Below are 22,195 nucleotides of genomic sequence, written 5' to 3' on the forward strand. Positions count from 1 at the left end.
CAATGCCCGAAACCGCCCCCGCTGCCTTCCAGCCGACTCGCTGGAGCCTCGTGCTCCAGTCGCAGGGGCAGGATGAGCGGGCGAAGCGGGCGCTTGAGGAGCTGTGCGCGGCGTATTGGTTCCCGCTGTATGCGTGGAGTCGCCGGTTCGGTGCTGCGCCAGAAGATGCGGAGGATTATGTGCAGGGCTTCTTCGTTCAGGTTTTGCAAAAGCAGCTCTTTGCCGCCGCGAACCCGGAGCTGGGCAAGCTGCGCACCTTCATGCTCACGGCGTTTCGTCGGCATGTGAATGATGAGCAGCGCAAAGAGTCACGGCAGAAGCGCGGCGGCGGCCAGATCGTGTCGTTCGATGCGGCGGAGGCCGAGGCATGGTATGAAGTGGAGCAGATCGAGGGAGAGAGCGCGGATCACATGTTCGACCGCCAGTGGGCGCTCACGGTGCTGGATCAGGCAATGGCGAAACTGGAGCATCTGGCCGCTTCGAAGGGCAAATCGGACGAGTTTGCCGTGATGCGGCCGTTTTTGACCGGAGAGGCTGATGTGGACGACTATGAAAGGGCAGGCCACGGACTCGGCATGAGCGCGAACACTTTTAAGGTAGCGGTGCATCGTCTGCGCAGCCGTTTCCGTGCGGCGCTGCGTGCGGAGGTGGCCGAGACGCAGCCGGACGGTGGAAGTGTGGAAGACGAAATGAGCTACCTGACGCAGGTGCTGCGTGGTTCGTAGATTCGGCCGGTATTCGAACCCGTCCCTTGGGCGCAATGTTCTCGAATCTGTGCCGTTTCCATTCACCCATGAAATTCATCCTCTCGCTTGCCATCACAGCCACCGCCGCCTTCGCCGCCGACTACCCGCGCGTCATCTTCTCCGATGACTTCAATGCCGAAGGCTTCGGGAAACGCTGGGGCCACTACAAAAGCTCCAGCATCATCAAGGACGGCGTGCTCGTCGGCATCACCGCACCGACCTCTGACCACAGCGCCGTGGACAACATCCGCATCGACGGCGAGCGCGATCTCGAAGTCTCCGTGAAGTTCCGCTTCACCAGCGACAAGGCGAAGAGCTTCAACGTCTGGTTCGACGACAAGAACTACAAAGGTTCCCACGCCGGCCACATCTGCCAGGCCACCATCAGCCCCACGAGCGTGAACATCGCCGATGCCAAGACGGGCGGCTTTGACTTCACCGGCGGCCTTTACGACCGCAAAAAAGCCAATCAACTCACCGAGGACGAGAAGAAGATGCTCGCCAGCAAGCAGACACGCATCCCGACCAAAGTCAGCCTTCAGGAATGGCACACACTTGTCGTCCAAACGAGCGGTGATGAACTCAGCGTCAGCATCGACGGCAAATCTGTCGGCAGTTTCAAGTCACCTGGCATCACGCATGACACGAAGTCACTCATCAGCCTCACCACGAATGCGGTGGACGTGGAATACGACGACTTCAGCCTCAAAGGCATCGCCAAGCCCTGATCAGAAACTCAGCGCACCGGCCATGTCTCCGGCAGAGGAACGACCTTCCTCTGCCGCTTCTCAAAACGAACTGTCGTCGTGTAACCCACACTGCGGACGAGAGTCAGTGCCTTGTCGAAATCCACCCCCACATCCGTGGGCAGATGCGCGTCGGAGTTGATCACAATGGGCACCCTGGCGGCAAAGGCCATCTCCAGCATCTCGCGCGCCGGGTAAATTTCGCGCACATCTTTGCGCAAACCGGCGGTGCTTACCTCCAACACGCCCTGCGTGTCCACCAGAGCCTGGATCACCGGCTCGTAGTAGCGGCGCAAATCACCTTCGGGCCGCAGACCGAAGCGTTTTGCCAGATCGGGATGGGCATGAAAATCAAACTGCCTCGTGCGGATCATCTGCTCGTAGAGTTTCCAATACATGCCCCACATGTGCTCGATGTCGCTCGCCGACTTCCAGCGCGAGACATGCTTCGGGTCATCCACCGCGATGCCATCATGGATGTAATGCACGCTGCCGATGAGGTAATCCCAGTCCGCCATGCCAGTCGTCTTCTCGATCCAGCCTTCCTTGCCCTCCAAATGATCGCACTCCAGTGCGAGCCGGATCGGGAAATCAGGCAGTGCCTCACGAGCTTCCTGCACCAGCTCAAAATAGCGCGGAAGGTCGGAGATCAGCATTCGCCAGTCGTCATACTTCTCCGGCATCGGATTGTGATCCGAAAGGCCGATCTCAGCCAGCCCGATGGCCTGCGCATGACGTGCGTAATCGATTGGATTCCCCTCAGCATGAAGGCAAAGCGGCGTGTGCGTGTGATAGTCCGTGAGCATGGCGTTCCCTGCGTCACTTTTCCCAAGGCGCAAGCACTTCCATCCATCACTCCCGTCTTGGATTCTCGCCGACATAGGCCGCCAGCGCACGTCCCAGTCCGGCACCCACCTTGCCGTAGCCTTCCACGGACATCAGTGGGCTGTTCCATCCTGTTTCGAGCGTGACTGAGATTGTGGAGTCTCCGGTATTTGCGCGCACCCAGCCGCTGCTCATTCGTCCACGCTCTTCATCAGTCGTCACATAGGTGGCGAAGCGATACTTCGGCTGCACGGGCATGGGCTCGGTGATGTTCGCAGCGGCGAGGTCGATCCAGCGCTGGTAGTTCCGCTGTTGGATGCCCGTCATGCGCTCAAAGGCGAAGGGGCCAAAAAAGAAGATCGGATCATTGGCGCCGGGATTGTGCAGGTCGATGAAGACATCAAGCCCGTGCTTCGCCTGAATGTTACGGATCATCTTCTGCGCCGCCGCCACCTCGGGATAGATCGGCTCGGCGGCCCAGTCGCGGTTGTGATCACGCGGCACGGCTTCTTTGCCACCCGCGCCGAGAGTAGCGTTGTCCACGTCCATGATCGGGATGTAATGCAGGCAGGTCTTCGCGCGCAGCGACTTCGCTTCATCACTGGCATACCAGGTGATGAACCCGCGCCCGACCTGACTGCCGCCCGCCTCCCAGGTGTGCTGACGTGAACCGACCCATACCTGATTTGGCGCATGTTCATCACCGATGCGGATGCCATGCACAGGCCGACCACCCCGCGTCTTCGCCAACTCGAAGCGTTTCGCCTCCGGCAGCTTTGCCGCGATGTCGGTGAGCAGCTTCTCCGCATCACTCGGCACAAACGGCGGCCCCCAGGCGAGTGCCATCGTCGCAGTCTCTGCCTTGATCGTGTAGCTCATCACCTTGTCCGCGCTGAGCGTGCCTCGGGCAGATGGCTTCCATGTCGTGCCATCGACACTGATCCAGGCCTGCTTTGGCTGACACCACACGGCGGCGAGCACGGTCTTGTCGCGAAAAGGCTTCGTCTGGGCCTGCACTTCCAGTGTAAACTCCTCGCCCGGCGTGAGTCCATCGACTTTGAAGAGCCACCAACACGGCCAGCCGTGTCCTTCGCGCAGTTCGGGCATGATGCGCAGCATCTTCGTGGCTTGGTCGAGCTTCACGACTTCGGCGTTGCCGCCTTCAAAGTCAGTCATTACACGCAGTTCGGCGTGTGCGTTGAGTGTGAGCAGGAAGACGAGTGAAAGCAGGCGCATGATGAACCTGAACGTCACTCGTTGGAGCGATTGTTCACCGAGCAGGATCAGCTCAAATCAAACGCCGCAGATGCCACACGCAGACCGTTGATTTGAAGCTCCACCTTGTGGTTGCCGGGGTAGTGCTTCCGCGTGGTGAAGTCGCGGATCACCTGCGTTTTCGAGAGTTCGAGCTTCTCGCCGCCTTTCAGTTCAGTCTCTGTCCATTTGAAGACCTTGGCTGCACTGCCGCCGCTGGCTTTCACATAATGAATCACGTAGTCGATCACGAGGCTCTGCGACTTCCGTGAAGTCGAAGTCACCGTGGCGGCAAGCCCCAGCCGCTGGCCCAAAGACAGGCTTGTGGGTGACAAGGTCAGCATCGCCTCCACGTCCGCACCTTCCGCGAAACCAAACAACTGCAAGGCTCGTGGATGACCACGCTTGATGAGGGTTCGGCAGGCATGTTTGGCGATCCAGGACTGCCGCTCATCGCGAAGATCCCAGCCTTCCAGCCGCTCCACCACCCAGTCGGGATGATCCTTCGTGATATCATTCAGATGGTTCGCGACTGACTTCCGCACATAGAGCGCTTCATCTCCCTTCAAGGCTTCCAAAATCGGCGCCGCAGGGCTCGGATCAGCCACCAATGATGGCAGTCTCATACCCCAGGGCAGCCGAGGCCGCGAACCCTCACTGGCCAGACGCCGCACATGCTCGCAGTCGTCCTCGGCCCAGCGTCGCATGGTCTTCAGCGCTCGCTTTTGATCCGTAATTAGGAAAGGCCGCACGGCAAACTCCGCCGAGCCATGCTTGGTGAACCCACGCAGCGCTTCGAGTGAAAAGTCAAAGTCGTGCAGGCCAAAGCTCGCGACGAAGTCCGAAAGAAAGATCGCCACAAAGCCATGCTCGATCTTCGGAGCCAGGCTGTGCAGCACCTCGACCTTCTCACGGAAAGAACCCGGCAGAGCTGTGTCCACGGCAACCGCACATTGGTGAAGCCTCTGCATCAGAGTGCGCTCCTCCAGACCTTCAAGCACAGTTTGGAGAAACACTTTCTTGCGAAACGGCTTGGAGAGAGTCGCAAGTTCACCGGCCAGTGATTGATAGCGCTTTTCGTCAAACCAGTCTTTGAGCTGGGCGGGGTGAGATTCGGCTGGCATGGCTGTTTGAATGCAATGCCATGTGGCATTTCTGGCGCTCGATCAACTTCAGCAGCGTCATCTTTTTGTCGGCTGGCCTGAAGATCGAGGGAACTTCCAGCGTGAAGTCTTCCGACATGAAGCAACTGACTCTCGCTCTCCTCCTTTCCATCACCTGTCTCGCCGACTCAAACTGGCCGCAGTTCCGCGGTGAAGGTGGACTCGGTGGCGGCACAGGAAAACCACCAGTGGAGTTCAGTACTGAGAAGAACCTGAAGTGGCAGGTCGAAGTGCCGCATGGGCATTCGTCGCCGTGCCTCTGGGGTGACAAGATCGCGCTCACCGGACTCGCCGATGGCAAGCTGGTCACCTTTTGCCTCAACAAGTCCGACGGCCGCGAGTTGTGGCGTGTGGCGGCTCCGGCAGAGAAGATCGAAGGAGCGCACCGCATCGGTAGCCCGGCCACGCCGACTTGCTGCACGGATGGCGAGCGCTTGATCGCCTACTTCGGCAGCTACGGCGTACTGGCGTATGACTGGAACGGCAAGGAGCTGTGGAAGAAGCCGCTGCCGGTGCCGGTGGTGGAGTTTGGCACCAGCGCCTCGCCGATCATTGCCGATGGGAAGGTGATCATCGTCGCGGATCAGGATGTGGGCAGTTACATGATCGCGCTGGACGTGAAAACGGGCGCGGAGGTGTGGCGGGTGGATCGCAGCGAGTTCCGGCGCGGCTTTTCGACGCCGTTGGTGTGGAGGCATGATGGCGTGGAGGAACTCGTCGTGTGTGGATCGCTTTGGACACGCAGTTATGACCTCAACGATGGCAAGCAGCGCTGGTCCGTGCGAGGCATGGCGCGGGTATCGAATGCCAGCCCCGTGGCGTCGGATGGCGTGTTGCTCGTCTCAAGCTGGAACGTCGGCGGTGATGAAGATGATCGCGTGCTCATGGAGCCGCATGAAACCTTCGCGGCCGCGAATGATGCCGACAAAGACGGCCTGCTGACGTTGGAAGAGTTTCCCAAAGGCAAAATCAAAGACCGCTTCTCGCAGATCGATGCCGACAAGGACGGCAAGGTGACGAAGGCCGAGTATGAAACCATGCGCGGCATGTTTGCCGATGCCGTGAACCAGCTTTTCGCCATCAAACCCGGCGGCAGTGGCGACATCACGGACACGCATGTCGTCTGGCAGCAAAACAAGCACCTGCCGTATGTCTCATCCCCCATCGCCACGAATGGCCGCGTGTTCACCATGAAGAGCGGCGGACTCGCCAGTGCCTACGACGCGAAAAGCGGCAGCCCCCTTTACCAAGCCGAACGCGTTGATGCCTCCGGCGACTACTACGCCTCCGCCGTCAGCGCCGATGACCGCATCTACATCACCTCCCAGCGCGGCACCGTCGTCGTGCTGGATGCCGCGAGTGATGCGCTGAAGGTGCTGGCTCGAAACGAACTCAAAGCCTCCGTGTTCGCTTCACCCGCCATCGTTGATGGCGTGATCTATCTGCGCACGGACAAGCAGATGATGGCGTTCGGGCCGTAGCATAGCCTTTCTAGGCTGTGTCGGATGGGGATCACAGGCTTGAAAGGCTATGCTACGCTTTGACCCGCACCCACAGCATCGCAGCTACAATGTAGATCGTTCCAAAGCCGACGAGCACGGCATCCCAGCCGCCGGCGTGGGCGATGAGCCAGGGCACCACGATGGGGAAGGAAGCCGCGCCGAAATTGCCGCACATGTTGGTGATCGCGCTCACGGTGCCCGCGTGAGGTCCGCCGAAGGCCATGAGCGTGGCTGAGTAGCACGGGTTCACCGCACCGGCGCAATACATGCCCGCGCTGATGATGATCACCGCCAGCACTGGCTGCGCCACAAACCACGCGCCAAAGATCAACGCGGCACACAGCATGAGCATCGTCATCGCCATGCCTTGGCGGGCGAGACGCGGGCGGCCCGTCCAGCGCATCAACGCATCGGAAATCAGCCCGCCGGAGAAACCGCCGGCCACATCGGCCAGCAGCGGCAGCGTCGTCAGCCACGCGGACTTCGCCAGCGTCATGCCGCGTGCCTCTTGCAGGTAGGTGGCGAACCAGCTCGCGAAGAAAATGTAGCCAGCCGCCCGGAAAAACTGCTGCGTGCAGAGCAGCCAGAGCGAGGGACTTGTCGTCAGCGCACGCCACGGGATCGCCGGAGTCGTGGTGGGAGCTGTTGAGGCATCTTTTTCTATCCACTCACGCTCCGCCGCATCCACGGACGGATGCTCCGACGGCCGGTTTCGATACCACCACGCAAACCACACTGCCCATAGCACGCCAGGCACCGCGTTGAGCACAAACATCCATCGCCAGCCCGCGTTCATCACGAACCAAGCCGTCAGCGGAGCCGCGACGATGCTGCCCACCGACATGAAACCGCTGAACGCCCCCGCCGCCGAGGCCTGGGCCGTTTTGGGAAACCAGCGCGACATGGCCATCACGCCCACTGGCACCAGCCCCGCCTGCGCCACGCCCATGAAGGCCCGCGAGGCCGTCATCCAGCCCAACTCGCCCATCGCCAGCCCCGCCGTGGCCAGCGACCACATCACCGCATACATCGCCAGCGCCCAGCGTGCCCCGAGCCGCTGCGCCAACATCGCCGCCGGGATCTGGCAGAGCGCATACGGCCAGAAAAACGCGCTCATCATCATGCCCGACTGCTCCTTCGTCAGCCCGAGGTCCGCCCGAATCGTGCTCTCCGCCGGAGCCACGCCATTGCGCACAAAATACGCCAGCGCAGCCGCCGAGCAGAGCCCGGCGAGGACGATGAAGCGAGCGCGGTTGGGTTTCATGAGATCACCAGTCCGTCACCGCGCCATCCGGGCTGAATTCACGCAGGACGATCTCTTGTTGGAACGGATGTTTCTTCACCTCGGCTTCGTTGATGGTGATGCCGAGGCCGGGCTTGGTGTTCGGGCGGACGATGCGGCCCTGCTTTTCGATGGTGAAGCCTTCCTCGACCACGTCCTGACGCCACGGCACGTCGTTGTGAACGGTTTCGCAGATGATGTAGCTCGGTTGGCTGAAGCCGAACTCGAGCGACGCGGCGGTGCTGACGGGGCCTTGCGGATTGTGCGGTGCCAAAGCGATGCGATGTGCCTCCGCGAGCGCGGCGATGCGTTTCGCGGCGCTGAGGCCGCCGCAGTGGGTGATGTCGAGCTGGCAGATCTCGACGGCACGCTTCTCGAACATGTCTTTGAAGGCCTCCAGGTTCGTCACGCGCTCGCCGCTGGCCACGGGTGTGGTGAGCGCGGCGTTGATCTTCGCGAGGCCATCGACGGCCTCCGGCCAGCAGGGCTCCTCGAAGAAGTAGAGACCGAAATCATCGAGCGCCTTGCCAAACTTCAGCCCCATGGCCGGTGAAGGCCGCGCATGGCAATCGACCATGATGTCGATGTCCGGTCCCACAGCCTCGCGCATGGCCGCGACGGCGGCTGCGGCAGCGCGGACGGGTTTCATGCCTTCGATGGGCATCGTGCTGGGCACCGCCATGCTTTTGAAGGCCGTGTAACCATCCGCCACGGCCTGCTGCGCCAGTTCGGCGAAGCGTTTCGCATTGTCGGCGGGCGTTTGATAAAAATCCTCCATCTTCCCGCCGCCGAGATGGCAGTAAGTACGCACCCAGTCACGCACCGGACCACCAAACACCTTCGAGAGCGGCATGTTCGCCACCTTGCCCACGATGTCCCACAGCGCGAGGTCGATGCCCGCAATGGCCGTGGCCCGCACGATGCCATGCCCGTGCCAGAAGTGCTGGCGATACATCATCTGCCACAGGTATTCCACCCGCGTCGGGTCCTCGCCGATGAGCAGGTGCGACATGTCTTCAATCGCCCCCACGATGCTGCGCGTATGCCACTCCAGCGTCGCCTCCCCCCAGCCGATGAGGCCGGGCTGATCCGTGACGACTTTGACAAAGACCCAGTTTCGCATCCGGGCATGGCAGACAAGCGTTTCGATGGCGGTGATTTTCATGGGTGTAGCATAGCCCTTCTAGGCTGTGTGTTGGAAGTTCGTTGGTGTGTTGATTTGAAGAATCACAGGCTGGAAAGCCTATGCTACGAACAAAACCACGTCAGGGCGAAGATTTGCGGGTTGTGCTTCATGGGATACGCACCGTGGCAGATGATGTATCCGTGCGGCGCATTCTTGCCTTGTTCTTGGAGAAAGGTCACCAGGCGCCGTGTCCCCATGAATCTGGACACACAGGCCCTCAGTCGAAGGTCTCGGACGCGACTCAGTTCTGCCCAAACAGACAGCCAAAGGATGTTGTCCTTCATGTATTTTACAGATTTGTGTTCACGCCAACGCCTTCGCGATCACCCGACGCTCCTCCACGCCCGTGAGCCGCTGATTCAGTCCCTGATGAGGGAAACTCAGCCGCGTGTGGTCGATGCCCATGAGATGCAGAATCGTCGCGTGCAGATCGCTGACGTGGACGCGATCCTCCACGGCCTTGAAGCCGAGTTCATCCGTCGAGCCGATGGCTTGGCCGCCTTTCACACCCGCTCCGGCCATCCACATGGAAAAGCCGTGCCAGTCGTGATCGCGGCCCGGCTTGCCCACGCCCTCGCTCGTCGGTGTGCGGCCAAATTCACCGCCCCAGACGATCAGCGTCTCGTCCCACAAGCCGGTGCGCTTCAGATCGGCGATCAGCGCGGCGATAGGCTTGTCCGTCTCGCCCGCGTGCAGCGTGTGATTGGTGATGCAGTCGTTGTGACCGTCCCAGGTGTCCTCGATGTGGCCGCCACCGGAGTAGAGCTGGATGAAGCGCACGCCTTTCTCGATGAGTTTCCGTGTGATGAGACACTTGCGACCAAAATCCGCCGTGCGCGCATCATTGAGGCCATACATCTCGCGCGCCGCCGCATCCTCGCTGTCCACATCCACCACGCTCATCGCCTCCGTCTGCATGCGATACGCCAGCTCATACGACTCGATGCGCGCCATCAGCTCCGTCTCCTCGGGATGCCGTTTGAGATGCTCCTCGTTCAGCGACTTCAGCAAATCCAGACTGCGTCGCTGCGTGCGGTCGCTCGTGCCCTCCGGCGTAGCGAGATCAAGCAAGGGCGACCCACCACTGCGAAACAACGTGCCCTGATACGCCGCCGGCATGTAACCTGCCGTCCAGTTCGACGCGCTGCCAATCGGCCCGCCGCGCGGGTCCGTCATCACCACAAAGCCCGGCAGATTTTGGTTCGTCGTGCCCAGTCCGTAGTTCAGCCAAGAGCCCAGGCACGGCTTGCCGATGAAGATGCTGCCCGTGTTCATCTGCAAACAACCCGAAGCATGAGCCGCCGTGTCCGCGTGCATCGAACGGATCACGCACAAGTCATCCGCATGACGCGCCGTGTGCGGAAACAAACTGCTGATCGGCAGTCCGCTCTGCCCATGCCGCGTGAACTCAAACGGCGACTGCATCAGATGCCCCACCGCGCGTCCGTTCGATCCCACCTTCGCATCCCCCGTGTAAGGCTTGCCATGAAACTTCGTCAGCGCCGGCTTCGGATCAAACGTGTCCACCTGGCTTGGCCCGCCGTTCATGAAGAGAAACACACAATGCTTCGCCTTCGCCGAAAAATGCGGCTGCTTCTCCGCCAGTGGCGATGCGGCGAGCGCATCCGCCGCCAACAAATCCGCCAGCGCCAGCCCCGCAAAGCCGTTGGTGGCACGCATCAAGTATTCACGACGTGTGAGAAAGCGGTTCATGGATATGAAGGATAAAGAAACGCGTACAGATTCAAAATCAATCGGTGCGATCCGCGTGGTGTCCGAGGTGCAGTGAAGTGTCTCCCAAGATCAGAAAGCGCCGTCAGGCACTTGATCTTGGGACCAGTGTCTTCTTACGCTGCATCCTCATTTCTGTGAACCCATGGGAATGCAGCGGGCCTTCAACGACACCCGAAAGGAAAGTTTCCACACTGTTGAAACCTTCGGCTGAAAAGAGCGCATTGCCTGCACATGGCTGACGCCTTTCCATCGCCTTCGATCTTGAGTTCTGCAGCTGATTCTGACAGAAACGGGGTCATGTCTGACACTAGCCGACGTTCATCCACCGCTGGAGCCGCTTTTCCCATCACAGCCTGGACGCAGGTGATGCGGGTGCAACGTGGAGATCAGGAGGCGCGGCAGGCGCTGGAGGTGTTTTGCCAGAACTATTGGCCGGCCATCTACACCTACCTGCGCGCGCTGGGCTGCCAGCGGGAGGAGGCGCTGGACGAGACGCAGGAATTCCTCACGCGGTTCATCAGCGGTGGAGGCATCCAAAGCGTGGCCCCGGAGCGTGGGCGGCTGCGCAGTTACCTGCGGCAATCCTTGAGGAATCACCTCGCCTCGGTGAGACGTGACGCCTCACGGCAAAAGCGCGGCGGTGGGCAGATGCAGATCTCGCTGGACGACGTGGAGACCTTTGACGTGCCGAGCGAGCCGGAGGCGGCGGACCAATGGTTCGACCGGCGCTGGGCCTGGAGCGTGATCCGCACAGCCATCGAGCGCATGGAGTCCCGCTACACGGCGCGTGGGCGCAAGGATCTTTTCGCCGAGCTCAAAGCGGGGCTCATCAGCCCGGATCTGCTGAAGCCCTACGCAGAGATCGCGAAGCTGGTGGGCATGACGGAGAGCCAGGTGAAGCTGGAGGTGCATCGCGCCCGGCGGCGTCTGGCGGATGAACTCCGCGCCGAGGTGGCAGTAACTTTACCACCGGGAGGTGACGTGGAGGAAGAATTGCGCTATCTACTCTCCGTGATGAGCCATGAGTGACGCCGCCTCCAGCATGATCACCTGTCCGCGCTGTGGGAAACCGCAGCCCGAGAAGATGCTCGTGGGGGGGCTCTGCCCTCAATGTGTGGCGCGCAGTGTGCAGGTGGATTTCCTGGCGAGTGCGGATGCGGAACTGGAAGAAAAGGAACCGCTCTCGCTGAACGTGCAGGGCTACGAGGTCATCGAACTGATCGGCGGTGGTGGCATGGGGGAGGTTTACCGCGCAGTGATGGTGGCGCGTGCCCGCGAAGTGGCGATGAAGGTGGTCGCGGGTCGGTTGACGCGTGATCCTGAGACCACGGCGCGCTTTGAGGCCGAGGTGGCGGCGCTTTCTCAGCTTGATCATCCGAACGTGGTGCGCGTGCTGGATCATGGCGAGATGCCGAACGGGCGGCACTTTCTCGTCATGGAGTATGTGGACGGCTGCGATCTGCGCCGACTGCTGCGCGCGCAAAGGCTGGAGCCCGAGCGCGCCATCGACATTTTCCTCAAGGTCTGTGCCGGGGTGCAGCACGCGCATGATCGCGGTCTCGTGCATCGTGACATCAAGCCGGCGAACATCCTCATCGGTCTCGATGGCACGGTGAAGGTGGCGGACTTCGGACTGGCGAAGGCGCTGGTGGAGGAGTCCTTCGCCTATGGGTTCACGCAGACGCGAGATACCTTCGGCACGCCTTACTACGTGGCGCCGGAGGTCACGCAGAAGGCTCAGTCTGCCGATGCACGCACGGATGTGTATGCGCTCGGCGTGCTGCTTTATGAACTGCTGACAGGTGCGGTGCCGATGGGGCAGTTCACGCCACTTTCCAAACGCACAGGCCTGGACAAACGGCTGGATGCCATCGTGACACATGCCTTGGTGGATGATCCCGCAGGCCGCACCGCGAGAGTGGCGGAGATGGCGGAGTCTGTGCAGAAAGTGTGGAGCCATCACGTCAGCATGGCCGAACGAAAAGCCCGCCGATACCGCCTGCAGGCCCTCGCGGCAGTGCTGGCCGTGCTCGGAGTCGGTGCAGCGGCAGGATCATGGCTGACCGCGAAAAATAACGGTCCTGCCGCTCCACCGGTCTATCCTCCCGCGACCACTGCCACCCGCGAGAAGCCCTGGACGAACAGCCTTGGCATGAAATTCGTGCCCGTGCCTGCGACGAAGCTTCTCTGCTCCGTCTGGGAGACGCGTGTGCAGGATTTTGAGGTCTTCTTTGAAGCCGATAATGCGGTCATGCCGAGCTGGCGCACGGGGCGCAATGACCCGCGCACCCAGATCCGCGAAGGATCGCGCCGCCCCAGGGAGTCCGTTCTAAAAGAACTCGGTGTGGAGATGCCTTCGGCTGATGGCCCGACCTGGCGCAATCCAGGCCCCAGCTTCCAACAAACCAAGGACCATCCCGTCTGCGGCGTCGACCTCATCGACGCGCGCCTTTTCTGTGCCTGGCTTACTTGGAAAGACCGTCTTGAGAATCGCATCACGGCCTCCCAGGCCTACCGCATCCCGTCGGATGCTGAATGGAGTCTTGTTGCAGGCTTGGAGTTCGATGCCGACATCCCGCCCACGAGGCTCGAAACCATGCTCGACCTGCCTGATCTGCAAAAGCAGGGCAATTTCGGTGGTGTCGAGGTCACGGACAGCTTCTGGCCGCCGAATGCGGAGACTTTGCCCGAACGTGATTCATTCCCACGCACCGCACCGGTGGGAAGCTTTCCGGCAAATGCACTCGGCATTCACGATCTGGCCGGGAACCTCTCCGAGTGGACCGACACGCTGGCACCGCCGCAGGCCAATGCCATCCGCAAGAGCTACATCATGCGCGGTGGCTCCTGGGCCACGGTGCTGCCCCGTGGGCTGAGGCTGCAATCACGGCAGATCGAGCCCCTGGGCCGTGCCAAACACATGAATGGTTTCCGGGTCGTTCTCGACCTCCAAGTGCCTGAGGCACGTCCGCGTAGTATCGATACCACCGTCTCTGAAGAGGAGACCACGCTCGCGGATCAATCCCGCTCTGACACGACGAAAAATAACTGAAACCCAGGCTCCAAAAGGGAGCTTCTTTGGATTGAAAACCTGCTCAAGATGCACTCACGCCTTTTTTTTATCCTCGCAGCCTGCCTGCTCATGCCGCTGCTCGCCCAAGCTCAGGGCGCGGGCAGCGTGAACAGCCTCGCGCTGCCTTCTTACGCGGCTCCTGGTTATGTCATCAGCGCGGATTCCGTGGACCCTGCGGGCATTGATCGTCATCTGATCGATACCCGTGTGAACTACACCATCAGCGCCGCAGGAACTTATGAGATCCAGTGGAGTCTCCTCAACCCCGCTGGCACCGTCATGGTCTCCAGCACCACGTCTCTCGGATCTGTCACCACGGGTCTGCCTGTCACTACCACGGCCGATGGCACACTGGAGCCGACGGCTGCCGCACCTCTCGTGCCAGGTGTGCTCTATCGTCTCCGTGCCAGACTTGTAGAGGTCTCCGGCGTACCTGCCTTGGTGGATGGTCTGACCGGCTCGCCTGGCAAAACTTACCTGCACTTTCCTGGCACGGATGCGCTGAGCAATGACCGCAACGCGCTCACCGAGATCACCAGCGTCATCATTGATCGTGCCTGGCTGCTGGAGACGGATGCCACTAAGACCACCGTCCCCGTCACAGTCGGCTACAAAGTCCACCGCTATGACCGCTGGACCACGACACCGCAGAATGTCAGCCTCGATGTCACACTCACGCCGACACTCACCAACGACGCTGACAGCACCGTACAGGCCGCGACCGTCACGAACAACGCCTTCACGGTGAGTATTGATGGTCATGACAATAGCGGCTCGCCGCCCGCTCCCACGGGTGTCTCGAGTTTTCAGACGATCTACGTCGATCCCAGCGTCATCCTGAAGCCGCAGATGCACCACATCGACGTGCAGGGCAGCCACATCGAGATCCCTGCCACCAGCACGGTGAAGACGGGTGGCACCTTCGCCTCCGTGACCACCTTCACGCCGCACTTCACCGGCAAGCTGACCTTTGGCGGCAGCATCACCACGTACTTCGGCCACATCGCCTCGGCTCCATCCACCATTCCCACGGTGGCCGTTCCTGGTGTCATCAGTGCCACCCTCCGCATCGCCCCGGACAATAACAGCGGCACCGTGGATGGCATCACGAACTACCACTACGGCGACGGCACGATCATCAATGTCATCCTCGATGAGTTTGGTGATGCCAGCTACACGGGCGACCGGGCACCTGCCTTTACCAGCGGTACGGTGCTGCTGCATCCTGACACGCCTGCTGCGGAGTTCGGCCTGCACAATGGCGTGCCGATCCGTCGCGTGGGCGACATCACGCTGGACACCACGGGTGCGCATGGAGAGATCATCGCCCGTCTGCCTGCCGGCGTCGGCTGGAGTGCCACACGCACGGAGGGACTGCTGACGGATTATGTGAACTATGGCATCACGGACTTCACCCAGACACTCGGGCCGCTGTCTGCCACACTGACGAATTCCTACACCCCGGGGACCTTCTTTCTCTGCGAGGAAACCAAGCCGATCTACATCAACTCGGACGAACTCACCTGGAACACCGTCACGGGTGAGTTCCTCGCCAGCAATGCCAGTCTCGCGCACTCCATTCGCAAGCCGCTGCTCGATTTCATCGCGAACTACACCTACGCGGACCCGACCGTGGCGGTGAAGCGCTCAAACGATCATGTCTATAACCGCGTGGTGTCCGCAGCACAGCCGAAGTTTAAAACAGGCACCAGCGGCGGTGGTGAGATGACCACCATCCTCGCGCTAGCGGCGGCCACCTTTAACACGCATCTGCCCTACGACACGGAAGTGACTTATGGTTCGGCCAGTCAGATCAGCATCGAGAATGATCTCATCGTCACCACACCTGCCACGAGCTATCTCGCCACGGCAAGTCCGGTCGTCATTCCCTACAATCAACATTGCCAGGAGGCCTACGAGCATGACTGCGGAGATCTCGTCGCCTCCAGCGTCACTCTCACGAGTGCCTCCGGTCAGCTCGTCTTCACTGCCGACGGAGGTCTGCACGCCGCAGGCTCGGTCACCATGAGCCAGCTTTCATGGGGTGCCATTCCGAAACCAACCTCGTTCTCCCCGCAGGAGTTTGCCCATCAGGTGACGGATCTCTTCGCGACGGGGAACTTCCTCATGGCCGGCACCTTCCTGCGCGGCGACTTGAATGCATTGACTGATGATGATGGTCCAGCCGTGCTGTTGCTCTCGGGCTTTGATCCGGCGAATCTGAGCACCGCAGAGCGTCCCTCCACCGCGCCCTACATCAACGGGCTCGGCGACTACGCAGGTGTGAACTTCCGCTGCACGGCGGGTGCTTTTGACGGCCTCAGCACTCTCCAGGGCGATCCCTACGCGCCCTACACTCTCACAGCTCGCTCGAAGTACTATGCCCGCACTTCCGGCGTCACCGGCATCCACGAGGCTGAAAACGGCACCTTCCCAGCCACGGCAACCATCGGTGGTTATGCATTCACGCTGGATGCCTTCGGTTTCTCCTTCCTTTCCACCGATCAGGAGGACAGCCGCACCAGTGGGATGCTCGACCTGCCACTGCCCACGGACTTCACGCTCGACTTCTCGGAGCTGTCCATCAGTTGCATCGGGGCATTGGAGAGCTTCGCCATTGATGGTGCTGGCAGCATCACAAAGGAATTCAATTTCTGGGACTGCCTCTTCACGCCCTACACTGCCACCTTTGAGTCGGTGAATGAGTGCCAGCCCGGAGATGGCACCACGCTCGTGCTCGGCTTTGGTGCTTATGCATCGCATTTCGAAGACCCGATCGTCGGTCAGTTGGGCATTCATACGGATGGAAGCTTCGTCACTCCGAATCTCAAAGACACGCTTGGCCTAGCGGACAGTGTGGCCACGCGCATCCGCCTGCCGGCGACACTGAAGATGATGAACACGGACGATGAAATATACGAGTTTTTCCCTTCGCAAGGAGCCTACCTCAGCGATGACTCCACTGGCGAAGGCTTCTGGAGTCTCTTCGGTGGACTGGATGTTCCGTTCTTCCGGGACATGCAGGTTCATCTGCATCTGCGCTGCGGCAGCATCACTGGTCCTGAGCCTGCGACGGAGCTCACCTCACTCATTTACATCATGGGCGGCTGGCCTTCCAATGGCTGGCTGGAGAGCACGCTCGATCCCTTCACCTCCACGGAGTTTGATCAGAACAATGCCGGCTTCACTGGTGCCACGCTGGCGCTGTATCGTACCAGTGGCACGGAGCAATACCTCCCGCGTGCGCAGCAGGAGTGGCTCGGCGGCATCATCGACTTCGACTATCCCGTGCAGTGGTCCAACCTCGCCTACAACTTCACTGGTCTCGGCCCCATCTCGAAAGAGCTCATCGTCGTGCAGACGCAGCATGAGTTGGTGTACATGGACTCGGAGAATGCAGAGATCACTTTCGGCGTGCGCTACGATGGGCTGCCGGAGATCAGTCTGACAAACTTTGTCTTTGATGCGGTGGATGATGTCACCGGCACCTCCTCCGCGATGATTCAGGCGGCGGGCGAGCACGTCTTCGGTGCTTTGGAGAATGGGGTGGATGAGTTTGCCAACACCCTCAGTGACAAGGCGGAAAATCTGCTCGGCACGGCTCTTGATGCCGTGTCCACGCCTGTGCTCACCAGCATGGTCAATGCCCTCAAGGCCAAGATCAATACTGGCGTGTACACGGATGCAGATCTGGAGCAGATCATCGAAGACTACACGACCTCCACCACCTCGTCGATGACCTCGCTCAAAGAGGCGCTGAACACGCTGGATGATGCCACCACCTTCCTCGCCGAGCTCGATGCCAAACTGGCGCGCATCGAGCAGGGCATCGACTCCGTCATTAACACTGTCACCATTGATCCTGAAACCGGAGTAGCACTGCCTGTCGAACAGGTCGCCAACGGCCTGCTGAAAAAAGTGGATGTTGATGGTGAGCTGCGCCGGGCGGTCTTCGAGGCGCTCTCCGGTGCGCTCGTCGATGTGCTGAGTGATCTCGTCGATGCCTCCACGATTGAAGAAGACCTCGCCGAGCTCATTCAGGATCAGGAACCCACGCTCGCAGCCATCACCGAGGCTCTTCAAGAGATCCGAGATCTGGTCTCCGATGTGCGCGAGCAGCTTCAACTGGCCACTGACCTTGGTGAGGAGATCCAGGACATCATTAATTCACCCACTGGCATTGCCGACATCATCAACATTTCGGCGGAGATCGAGCTGGCGGCCAAGGACATCGTGCTCAGCGCCACTGTGCAGGATCTCACAAATCTCGACGAACTCGCCGCCGAATGGCAGGAAGCCATCAAACAAAAAGTGGAAGATGCCTTCTATGCCACGGCCATGGTCGCCGAGGTTCAAGAGGCGGTAAAAGAGCGCCTCTACGACTTGCAGGCAGGATTTAACGAGGCCGTGGACAGCGCCTTTGCCGCGCTCAATGACGCCATCCGCGAGGCTCTCTCCGACGTGCTCGCCGAGCTTGATACGAGCATCAACAACACCCTCGGCAGCTTTGGTGACAAACTCGGTGCTGGCTCGCTCACAGGTTATGCCCGGATCAATGGTGACAGCCTCGACGAACTGCGCATCGACGGCGAATTCGAGCTGAGCGTTCCTGATGAATTGAAACTGAACGCCTACCTGCAAATCAAGGAACTCGACTCCGACGGTCCCGAAGGCTGCTCCAGTGCCCCCGGAGCCGTGGCGGCTGAGGTGACCATCGGCACGACCGACATGAGCCTCGGCTGGACAGGCCTAGGCGCAGATGGAGTGCGTGCGGACATGAGTGTGAAGTTTGGTCTCACGAGCAACGTGCCCAGCAGCATGGGCGGCGCCTTTGAAATGACCTCGGGTGAGATTGGCTTCGAGACCTTTGAGATCTACCGTCTCGCGGCCAGTGTGATGTTTGGCACGGGTGAAAACTACATCGCCGCCGCCATCGGTGTACGCTTCGGCGAGTTCGATGTCGCAGGTGGTGTCTTCTTTGGCAGGTCCTGTGATCTGGAACCGCTGAAGCTCATCGACCCGCTCGTTGACGATGTCATCCCCACCAACACCATCACTGGCATCTACGCGTATGGAGAGGGCACCTTCCCCATCGTCGGCGGCACCTGCTTCTTCAATATCAGCGCCAAGGCGGGTGCGGGCGTCTTTTACTTCCAGGAAGGCCCGACCTACGGCGGCCGCATGACACTCGGTGTCTTCGGCGAAGGCTTGTGTGCGGTGGAGATCGGCGCGGAGGTCTCGCTCGCCGGATCGAAGAGCGGAGACAGCTACAACTTCGCCGGTTACGGCCGCATCTTTGGTCAGGCTGGCAAATGCCCGCTCTGCGTGAAGGCCAGCTTCCAGGTGGACTTCAAATACACCGACTCCGGCGGTTGGGATGTGCAGTTCTAAACCTTTTCATGCTTCAGACCATGTTCCGTTCCTTCATCCTCTCCCTTGTTCTCACGGCCTCAGTGCTCGCGCAGTCCGGGCTCGACAAAAGCCTCATCTTCGCTGGCACGACGGCCACGAGCGGGCCCGACACTCATGCCTGGCTGATCTGGCAGCCCACGGACCCGCTTTTCATCAGCACGCATTCGCTGGCGATCTACCGCAAGAACGGCACCGCTGCTTCGCCCGCATCCTTTGCCCGCATCTCGATCGTCGAGCCCTCCGCAGACACTCGCCTCATCGCGTCACTGCTGCCGGTGGCTCAGAAACTGGGGCAAAACATGGCCGATCTGGATACGCTGCTCACGGACATGCTCGGTGATGCCGCTCCCGCAGCAGGCGTGACCATTTCGGAACGACTCAGTGCACTCGTCGCCGCTGCTCATGGCAATGCCGAGAACACCCAGCGGCTCATTTTGTTGGGACGGCAACATCCGGCCGTCGCCCTGGCGCTCGGCATCGCGATTGCCGACCCCATTCCAGCCGCTTCCGTCCGCACCTACGAGCTGCGCGAGTATGATCGTGCTACAGACACCGATGTCGCCGTTCTCGGGCGTGTGACTTTGGATGCTGGCTCCATCCTCGTGCTGCCACAAACGGGGCGACCCTTTGAAGTCGAAGACACCTCTTCAAAAGGTGATCTCAACGTGGCTCTCCGCTGGGCCACGCCGAACAATCTGCGCGACCTCAGCCCTCTGCACTATGGCTACGACGTTTATCGCGTGCCGCTTGCCCAGGCCACAGCTCACGGCTGGATCGCCTCGCCTCCTGCCACCACCGCGATGCTCGTCGCAGAGCCACTCACAGTGAAGGTGAACAGCCTCGCCATCCTCCCGCCGAAGATTCTCTATGGTCCTGAAGCCACGAACGCTGCCGACACGACCACCGTCTTTGTGCTTGATGACAATGATCGCTTCGATGGCGGCACGAAGTTCACAGATGGAACCGCAGTCGCCTACTTCGTCGTCGCTCGTGACCTGCTCGGGCGTGGAGGTCAGCCCTCCGAAGCCCGCACGGTGACGATCAAAGACCGTATGCCGCCTAACCCGCCGCAGAACGTGCGGGTGCGCAGTGTGGCCAGCTATGACGGCGTGCAGCGTGATCAGCGCTTCCACATCACCTGGGAAGCTCCCGACCTGCCAGCAGGGGAGACCATCAGCGGCTGGTATGTTTATCGCTGGCGCACGCCCAAGGAACTGACCACGAAGGGGCTCAGTATCGACCCCGTGACCCACTTGCCGGACAAAAACCTCATCGCCGTGCTTCCAGCCGCGACGATGACCTTTGTCGATGACGGCAGCAACACACCACCACCTTGGGCCGAGGTGGATGAGCCGCCGCCTGAAGTGCCTGATGACACGAGCAAGACCTACTTTTACACCATCCGTGCCATCGACGGCAGTATGAGCCAGAACTACTCCGGCCACAGTGCGCCCACCTGGGGAGTGTTGCGTGATCGTGAAGGCCCCGCTGGCACCGGAGGCAGCGTGCTTGTCACCGCCTGCAATCCCTCGCTGGTCTTCGACAGCTTTACCCAGGTGCCATTGCCAAAGCTCACGAATGATCAGGGCCACTTCCTTTTCACCTGCTCCGCCACTCCTGCAGATGGCTGGGACTGGGCCGAATTCTCCATGGGGGCCAATGAATCCACTCCGCTCGGTCGTGCAGTCTTCCGCAAGACGATCAATGGTCAGATGGTCGCGATGCTGCGCAAAACGATCCCCACCTACCTCGGTGACACCACGTTTCGCTGCCGGGCAGGCACAAAGAATGGCCGCGTCACCAGTTGGGTGGCATCCACCGGTGGAGGGTCGCCACCACCACAGAACAACAACTATATCCTCGCCCTCTGGAATGCGACGCTGAACAAAATCACGATCCCTGGAGTGCTCGGCGACTGGAAGCATGAAGCCGTGGATCCTGCCACCGGCACCACCACGGATCTCAGCGGCACCTTTATCCCCACCGCAGGTGCGAAGGAATACAAAATCTACCGCCGCGTGAACAACAGCGAGCAGACGCTCATCGTCTCCGGTGAAGTCACCACCTCACCCATTGTCTGGAGTGATCCCAACCCCGTCGCAGGAAATGCCACCGTTTGTTATTACCTCCAGCTTCTCGATGAGCATGGCAATGCCGGACCGCTCGTGCAGCAGGGTGAATGCGTCAGCTATGGCGATGCCAGTTACCTGCCCACGCCGATGCTGGAGCCCATCACTGCATTGCCGATACTGCCACTGCGCATGAAGGTGGGCTTCTTCTCCAACATCGCAGGTGTGGAGCGCTTCGAGATCTGGGTGGGCCGCGCTTCCGGCAGTGCCGCGCTTCCGACTAACAGCGGCCTCTCCAATGATCTCGTCGGCACGCATCCCAACGTGCTTACGGATATCGAAGGCACGGAAGGTCTCGACTTCACCATCTTCGAGACCGGTCTCGCACGCCATCTGAATGCTGATGGTTCCCCTGAGTTCAGCTTCGATCTTCCGGTGGTGCTCACGGATACCTACACCGTGCTCGTCCGTGCCGTCGGGCCTGGCAAGTTTGGAGATCGTATGGTCGGCACCTTCAGCAATGTCGAGAGCTTCAGCTACGCCTTGCGCAAAGTCGGCTTAGGCGTGCAGGTGCCCTGGCCGGACCGTCCGCTGCCACCGAAGGCCGACTTCAACACTGGGATCGCAGCCATACATTTGGGTGGCAATCAGCTCTCACCCTGGAAAGGCAACCTCGTGCGCATCGGCGAATATGAGGACTACGGCCAGGGCACGATCATCGGAAGCCCCGACAACGACAATCCCGCTTTGATTCGGACATACACTCTGGAAACACTCAAGGATCTCGAAGAGCATCTCTATCGCAATGATGCCGCCGCTCTCGCCGAGCCCAAGGAGACCATCCCAGGTCTCATCCTGCCCGTCGCTCTCTATCGTGTGCAGGTGGCAAACACTTACTTCCCCACCGTGCCTGGAGACATCGTGCAGGTCAGTCCGCTGATGGAAAAAATCGCCCAGGTGGAGAGCGGTGGCAGCACCACGGTGACGGACCCTTTCATCGCCATCCTTTCTTCCACAGTCACCGGGTTGCCACGCACCATCACGGACAGTGTGCAGGACATCCTGCTGATGGACAGGCAGCCCGTCATCAAAGGCGCTCGCTACAAATACCTGCTCGTCCGTTTTGGCCCGAACAAAGAGATCGAACGCGTGATCGTCACGAACACCGTTGATGTGCCTTTTTAATTCAAACTCCCACCCTGA

13 protein-coding genes are annotated in these 22,195 nt (G+C 60.5%); 7 read left to right on the forward strand and 6 right to left on the reverse strand.

What is annotated here, in order from left to right:
- Nucleotides 1-2: 2 nt before the first annotated feature.
- On the forward strand, nt 3-725 hold the full coding sequence (locus AC6FTP_RS10790) for an RNA polymerase sigma factor (RefSeq protein WP_497206924.1): 723 nt from the start codon (nt 3-5) through the stop codon (nt 723-725).
- Nucleotides 726-793: 68 nt separating this feature from the next.
- Nucleotides 794-1,474 (forward strand): 3-keto-alpha-glucoside-1,2-lyase-like domain-containing protein, encoded by a 681-nt coding sequence (locus AC6FTP_RS10795; RefSeq protein WP_497206925.1) that lies wholly within the window; start codon nt 794-796, stop codon nt 1,472-1,474.
- An 8-nt stretch (nt 1,475-1,482) separates the two neighbouring features.
- On the opposite strand, the gene AC6FTP_RS10800 is transcribed toward AC6FTP_RS10795, so the two are convergent.
- The 3 genes from AC6FTP_RS10800 to AC6FTP_RS10810 are packed head-to-tail and all read right to left on the reverse strand — an operon-like array spanning nt 1,483 to nt 4,695.
- The gene (locus AC6FTP_RS10800; protein WP_497206926.1) at nt 1,483-2,298 is read right to left on the reverse strand and encodes a histidinol-phosphatase HisJ family protein; all 816 of its coding nucleotides are present in this window, start codon (nt 2,296-2,298) and stop codon (nt 1,483-1,485) included.
- A 46-nt stretch (nt 2,299-2,344) separates the two neighbouring features.
- Complete coding sequence (locus AC6FTP_RS10805; RefSeq protein WP_497206927.1) at nt 2,345-3,553, reverse strand: M14-type cytosolic carboxypeptidase; 1,209 nt, start codon at nt 3,551-3,553, stop codon at nt 2,345-2,347.
- Between the two features lie 47 nt (nt 3,554-3,600).
- On the reverse strand, nt 3,601-4,695 hold the full coding sequence (locus AC6FTP_RS10810; protein WP_497206928.1) for a DNA alkylation repair protein: 1,095 nt from the start codon (nt 4,693-4,695) through the stop codon (nt 3,601-3,603).
- Nucleotides 4,696-4,715: 20 nt separating this feature from the next.
- Between AC6FTP_RS10810 and AC6FTP_RS10815 the strand changes: the two genes are divergently transcribed.
- Entirely contained in the window at nt 4,716-6,215 is a 1,500-nt protein-coding gene (locus AC6FTP_RS10815) for an outer membrane protein assembly factor BamB family protein (protein WP_497206929.1), read from the forward strand.
- 52 nt (nt 6,216-6,267) lie between these two features.
- On the opposite strand, the gene AC6FTP_RS10820 is transcribed toward AC6FTP_RS10815, so the two are convergent.
- From AC6FTP_RS10820 to AC6FTP_RS10830, 3 genes are all read right to left on the reverse strand, one after another.
- Complete coding sequence (locus AC6FTP_RS10820) at nt 6,268-7,500, reverse strand: MFS transporter (RefSeq protein ID WP_497206930.1); 1,233 nt, start codon at nt 7,498-7,500, stop codon at nt 6,268-6,270.
- A 4-nt stretch (nt 7,501-7,504) separates the two neighbouring features.
- The gene (locus tag AC6FTP_RS10825; protein WP_497206931.1) at nt 7,505-8,683 is read right to left on the reverse strand and encodes an enolase C-terminal domain-like protein; all 1,179 of its coding nucleotides are present in this window, start codon (nt 8,681-8,683) and stop codon (nt 7,505-7,507) included.
- A 324-nt stretch (nt 8,684-9,007) separates the two neighbouring features.
- Complete coding sequence (locus AC6FTP_RS10830; protein ID WP_497206932.1) at nt 9,008-10,417, reverse strand: DUF1501 domain-containing protein; 1,410 nt, start codon at nt 10,415-10,417, stop codon at nt 9,008-9,010.
- Nucleotides 10,418-10,735: 318 nt separating this feature from the next.
- Between AC6FTP_RS10830 and AC6FTP_RS10835 the strand changes: the two genes are divergently transcribed.
- From AC6FTP_RS10835 to AC6FTP_RS10850, 4 genes are read left to right on the forward strand one after another with little or no spacing between them, the layout of a single operon-like run.
- Nucleotides 10,736-11,467: an RNA polymerase sigma factor gene (locus AC6FTP_RS10835; RefSeq protein ID WP_497206933.1), complete on the forward strand. Its 732-nt coding sequence runs from the start codon at nt 10,736-10,738 to the stop codon at nt 11,465-11,467.
- Nucleotides 11,460-13,490 carry a bifunctional serine/threonine-protein kinase/formylglycine-generating enzyme family protein gene (locus AC6FTP_RS10840; protein WP_497206934.1) on the forward strand — a complete coding sequence of 677 codons (2,031 nt, stop codon included), beginning with the start codon at nt 11,460-11,462 and terminating at the stop codon, nt 13,488-13,490. Before AC6FTP_RS10835 ends, AC6FTP_RS10840 begins: the two co-directional genes overlap by 8 nt.
- Nucleotides 13,491-13,538: 48 nt before the next feature.
- Nucleotides 13,539-18,902: a hypothetical protein gene (locus AC6FTP_RS10845; RefSeq protein WP_497206935.1), complete on the forward strand. Its 5,364-nt coding sequence runs from the start codon at nt 13,539-13,541 to the stop codon at nt 18,900-18,902.
- A gap of 20 nt (nt 18,903-18,922) precedes the next feature.
- Nucleotides 18,923-22,177, forward strand: coding sequence for a hypothetical protein (locus tag AC6FTP_RS10850; RefSeq protein ID WP_497206936.1), 3,255 nt, complete (start codon nt 18,923-18,925; stop codon nt 22,175-22,177).
- Nucleotides 22,178-22,195: the final 18 nt, after the last annotated feature.

Origin of the sequence: Prosthecobacter sp. (assembly GCF_044378005.1) — a bacterium.
Lineage (GTDB): Bacteria > Verrucomicrobiota > Verrucomicrobiia > Verrucomicrobiales > Verrucomicrobiaceae > Prosthecobacter.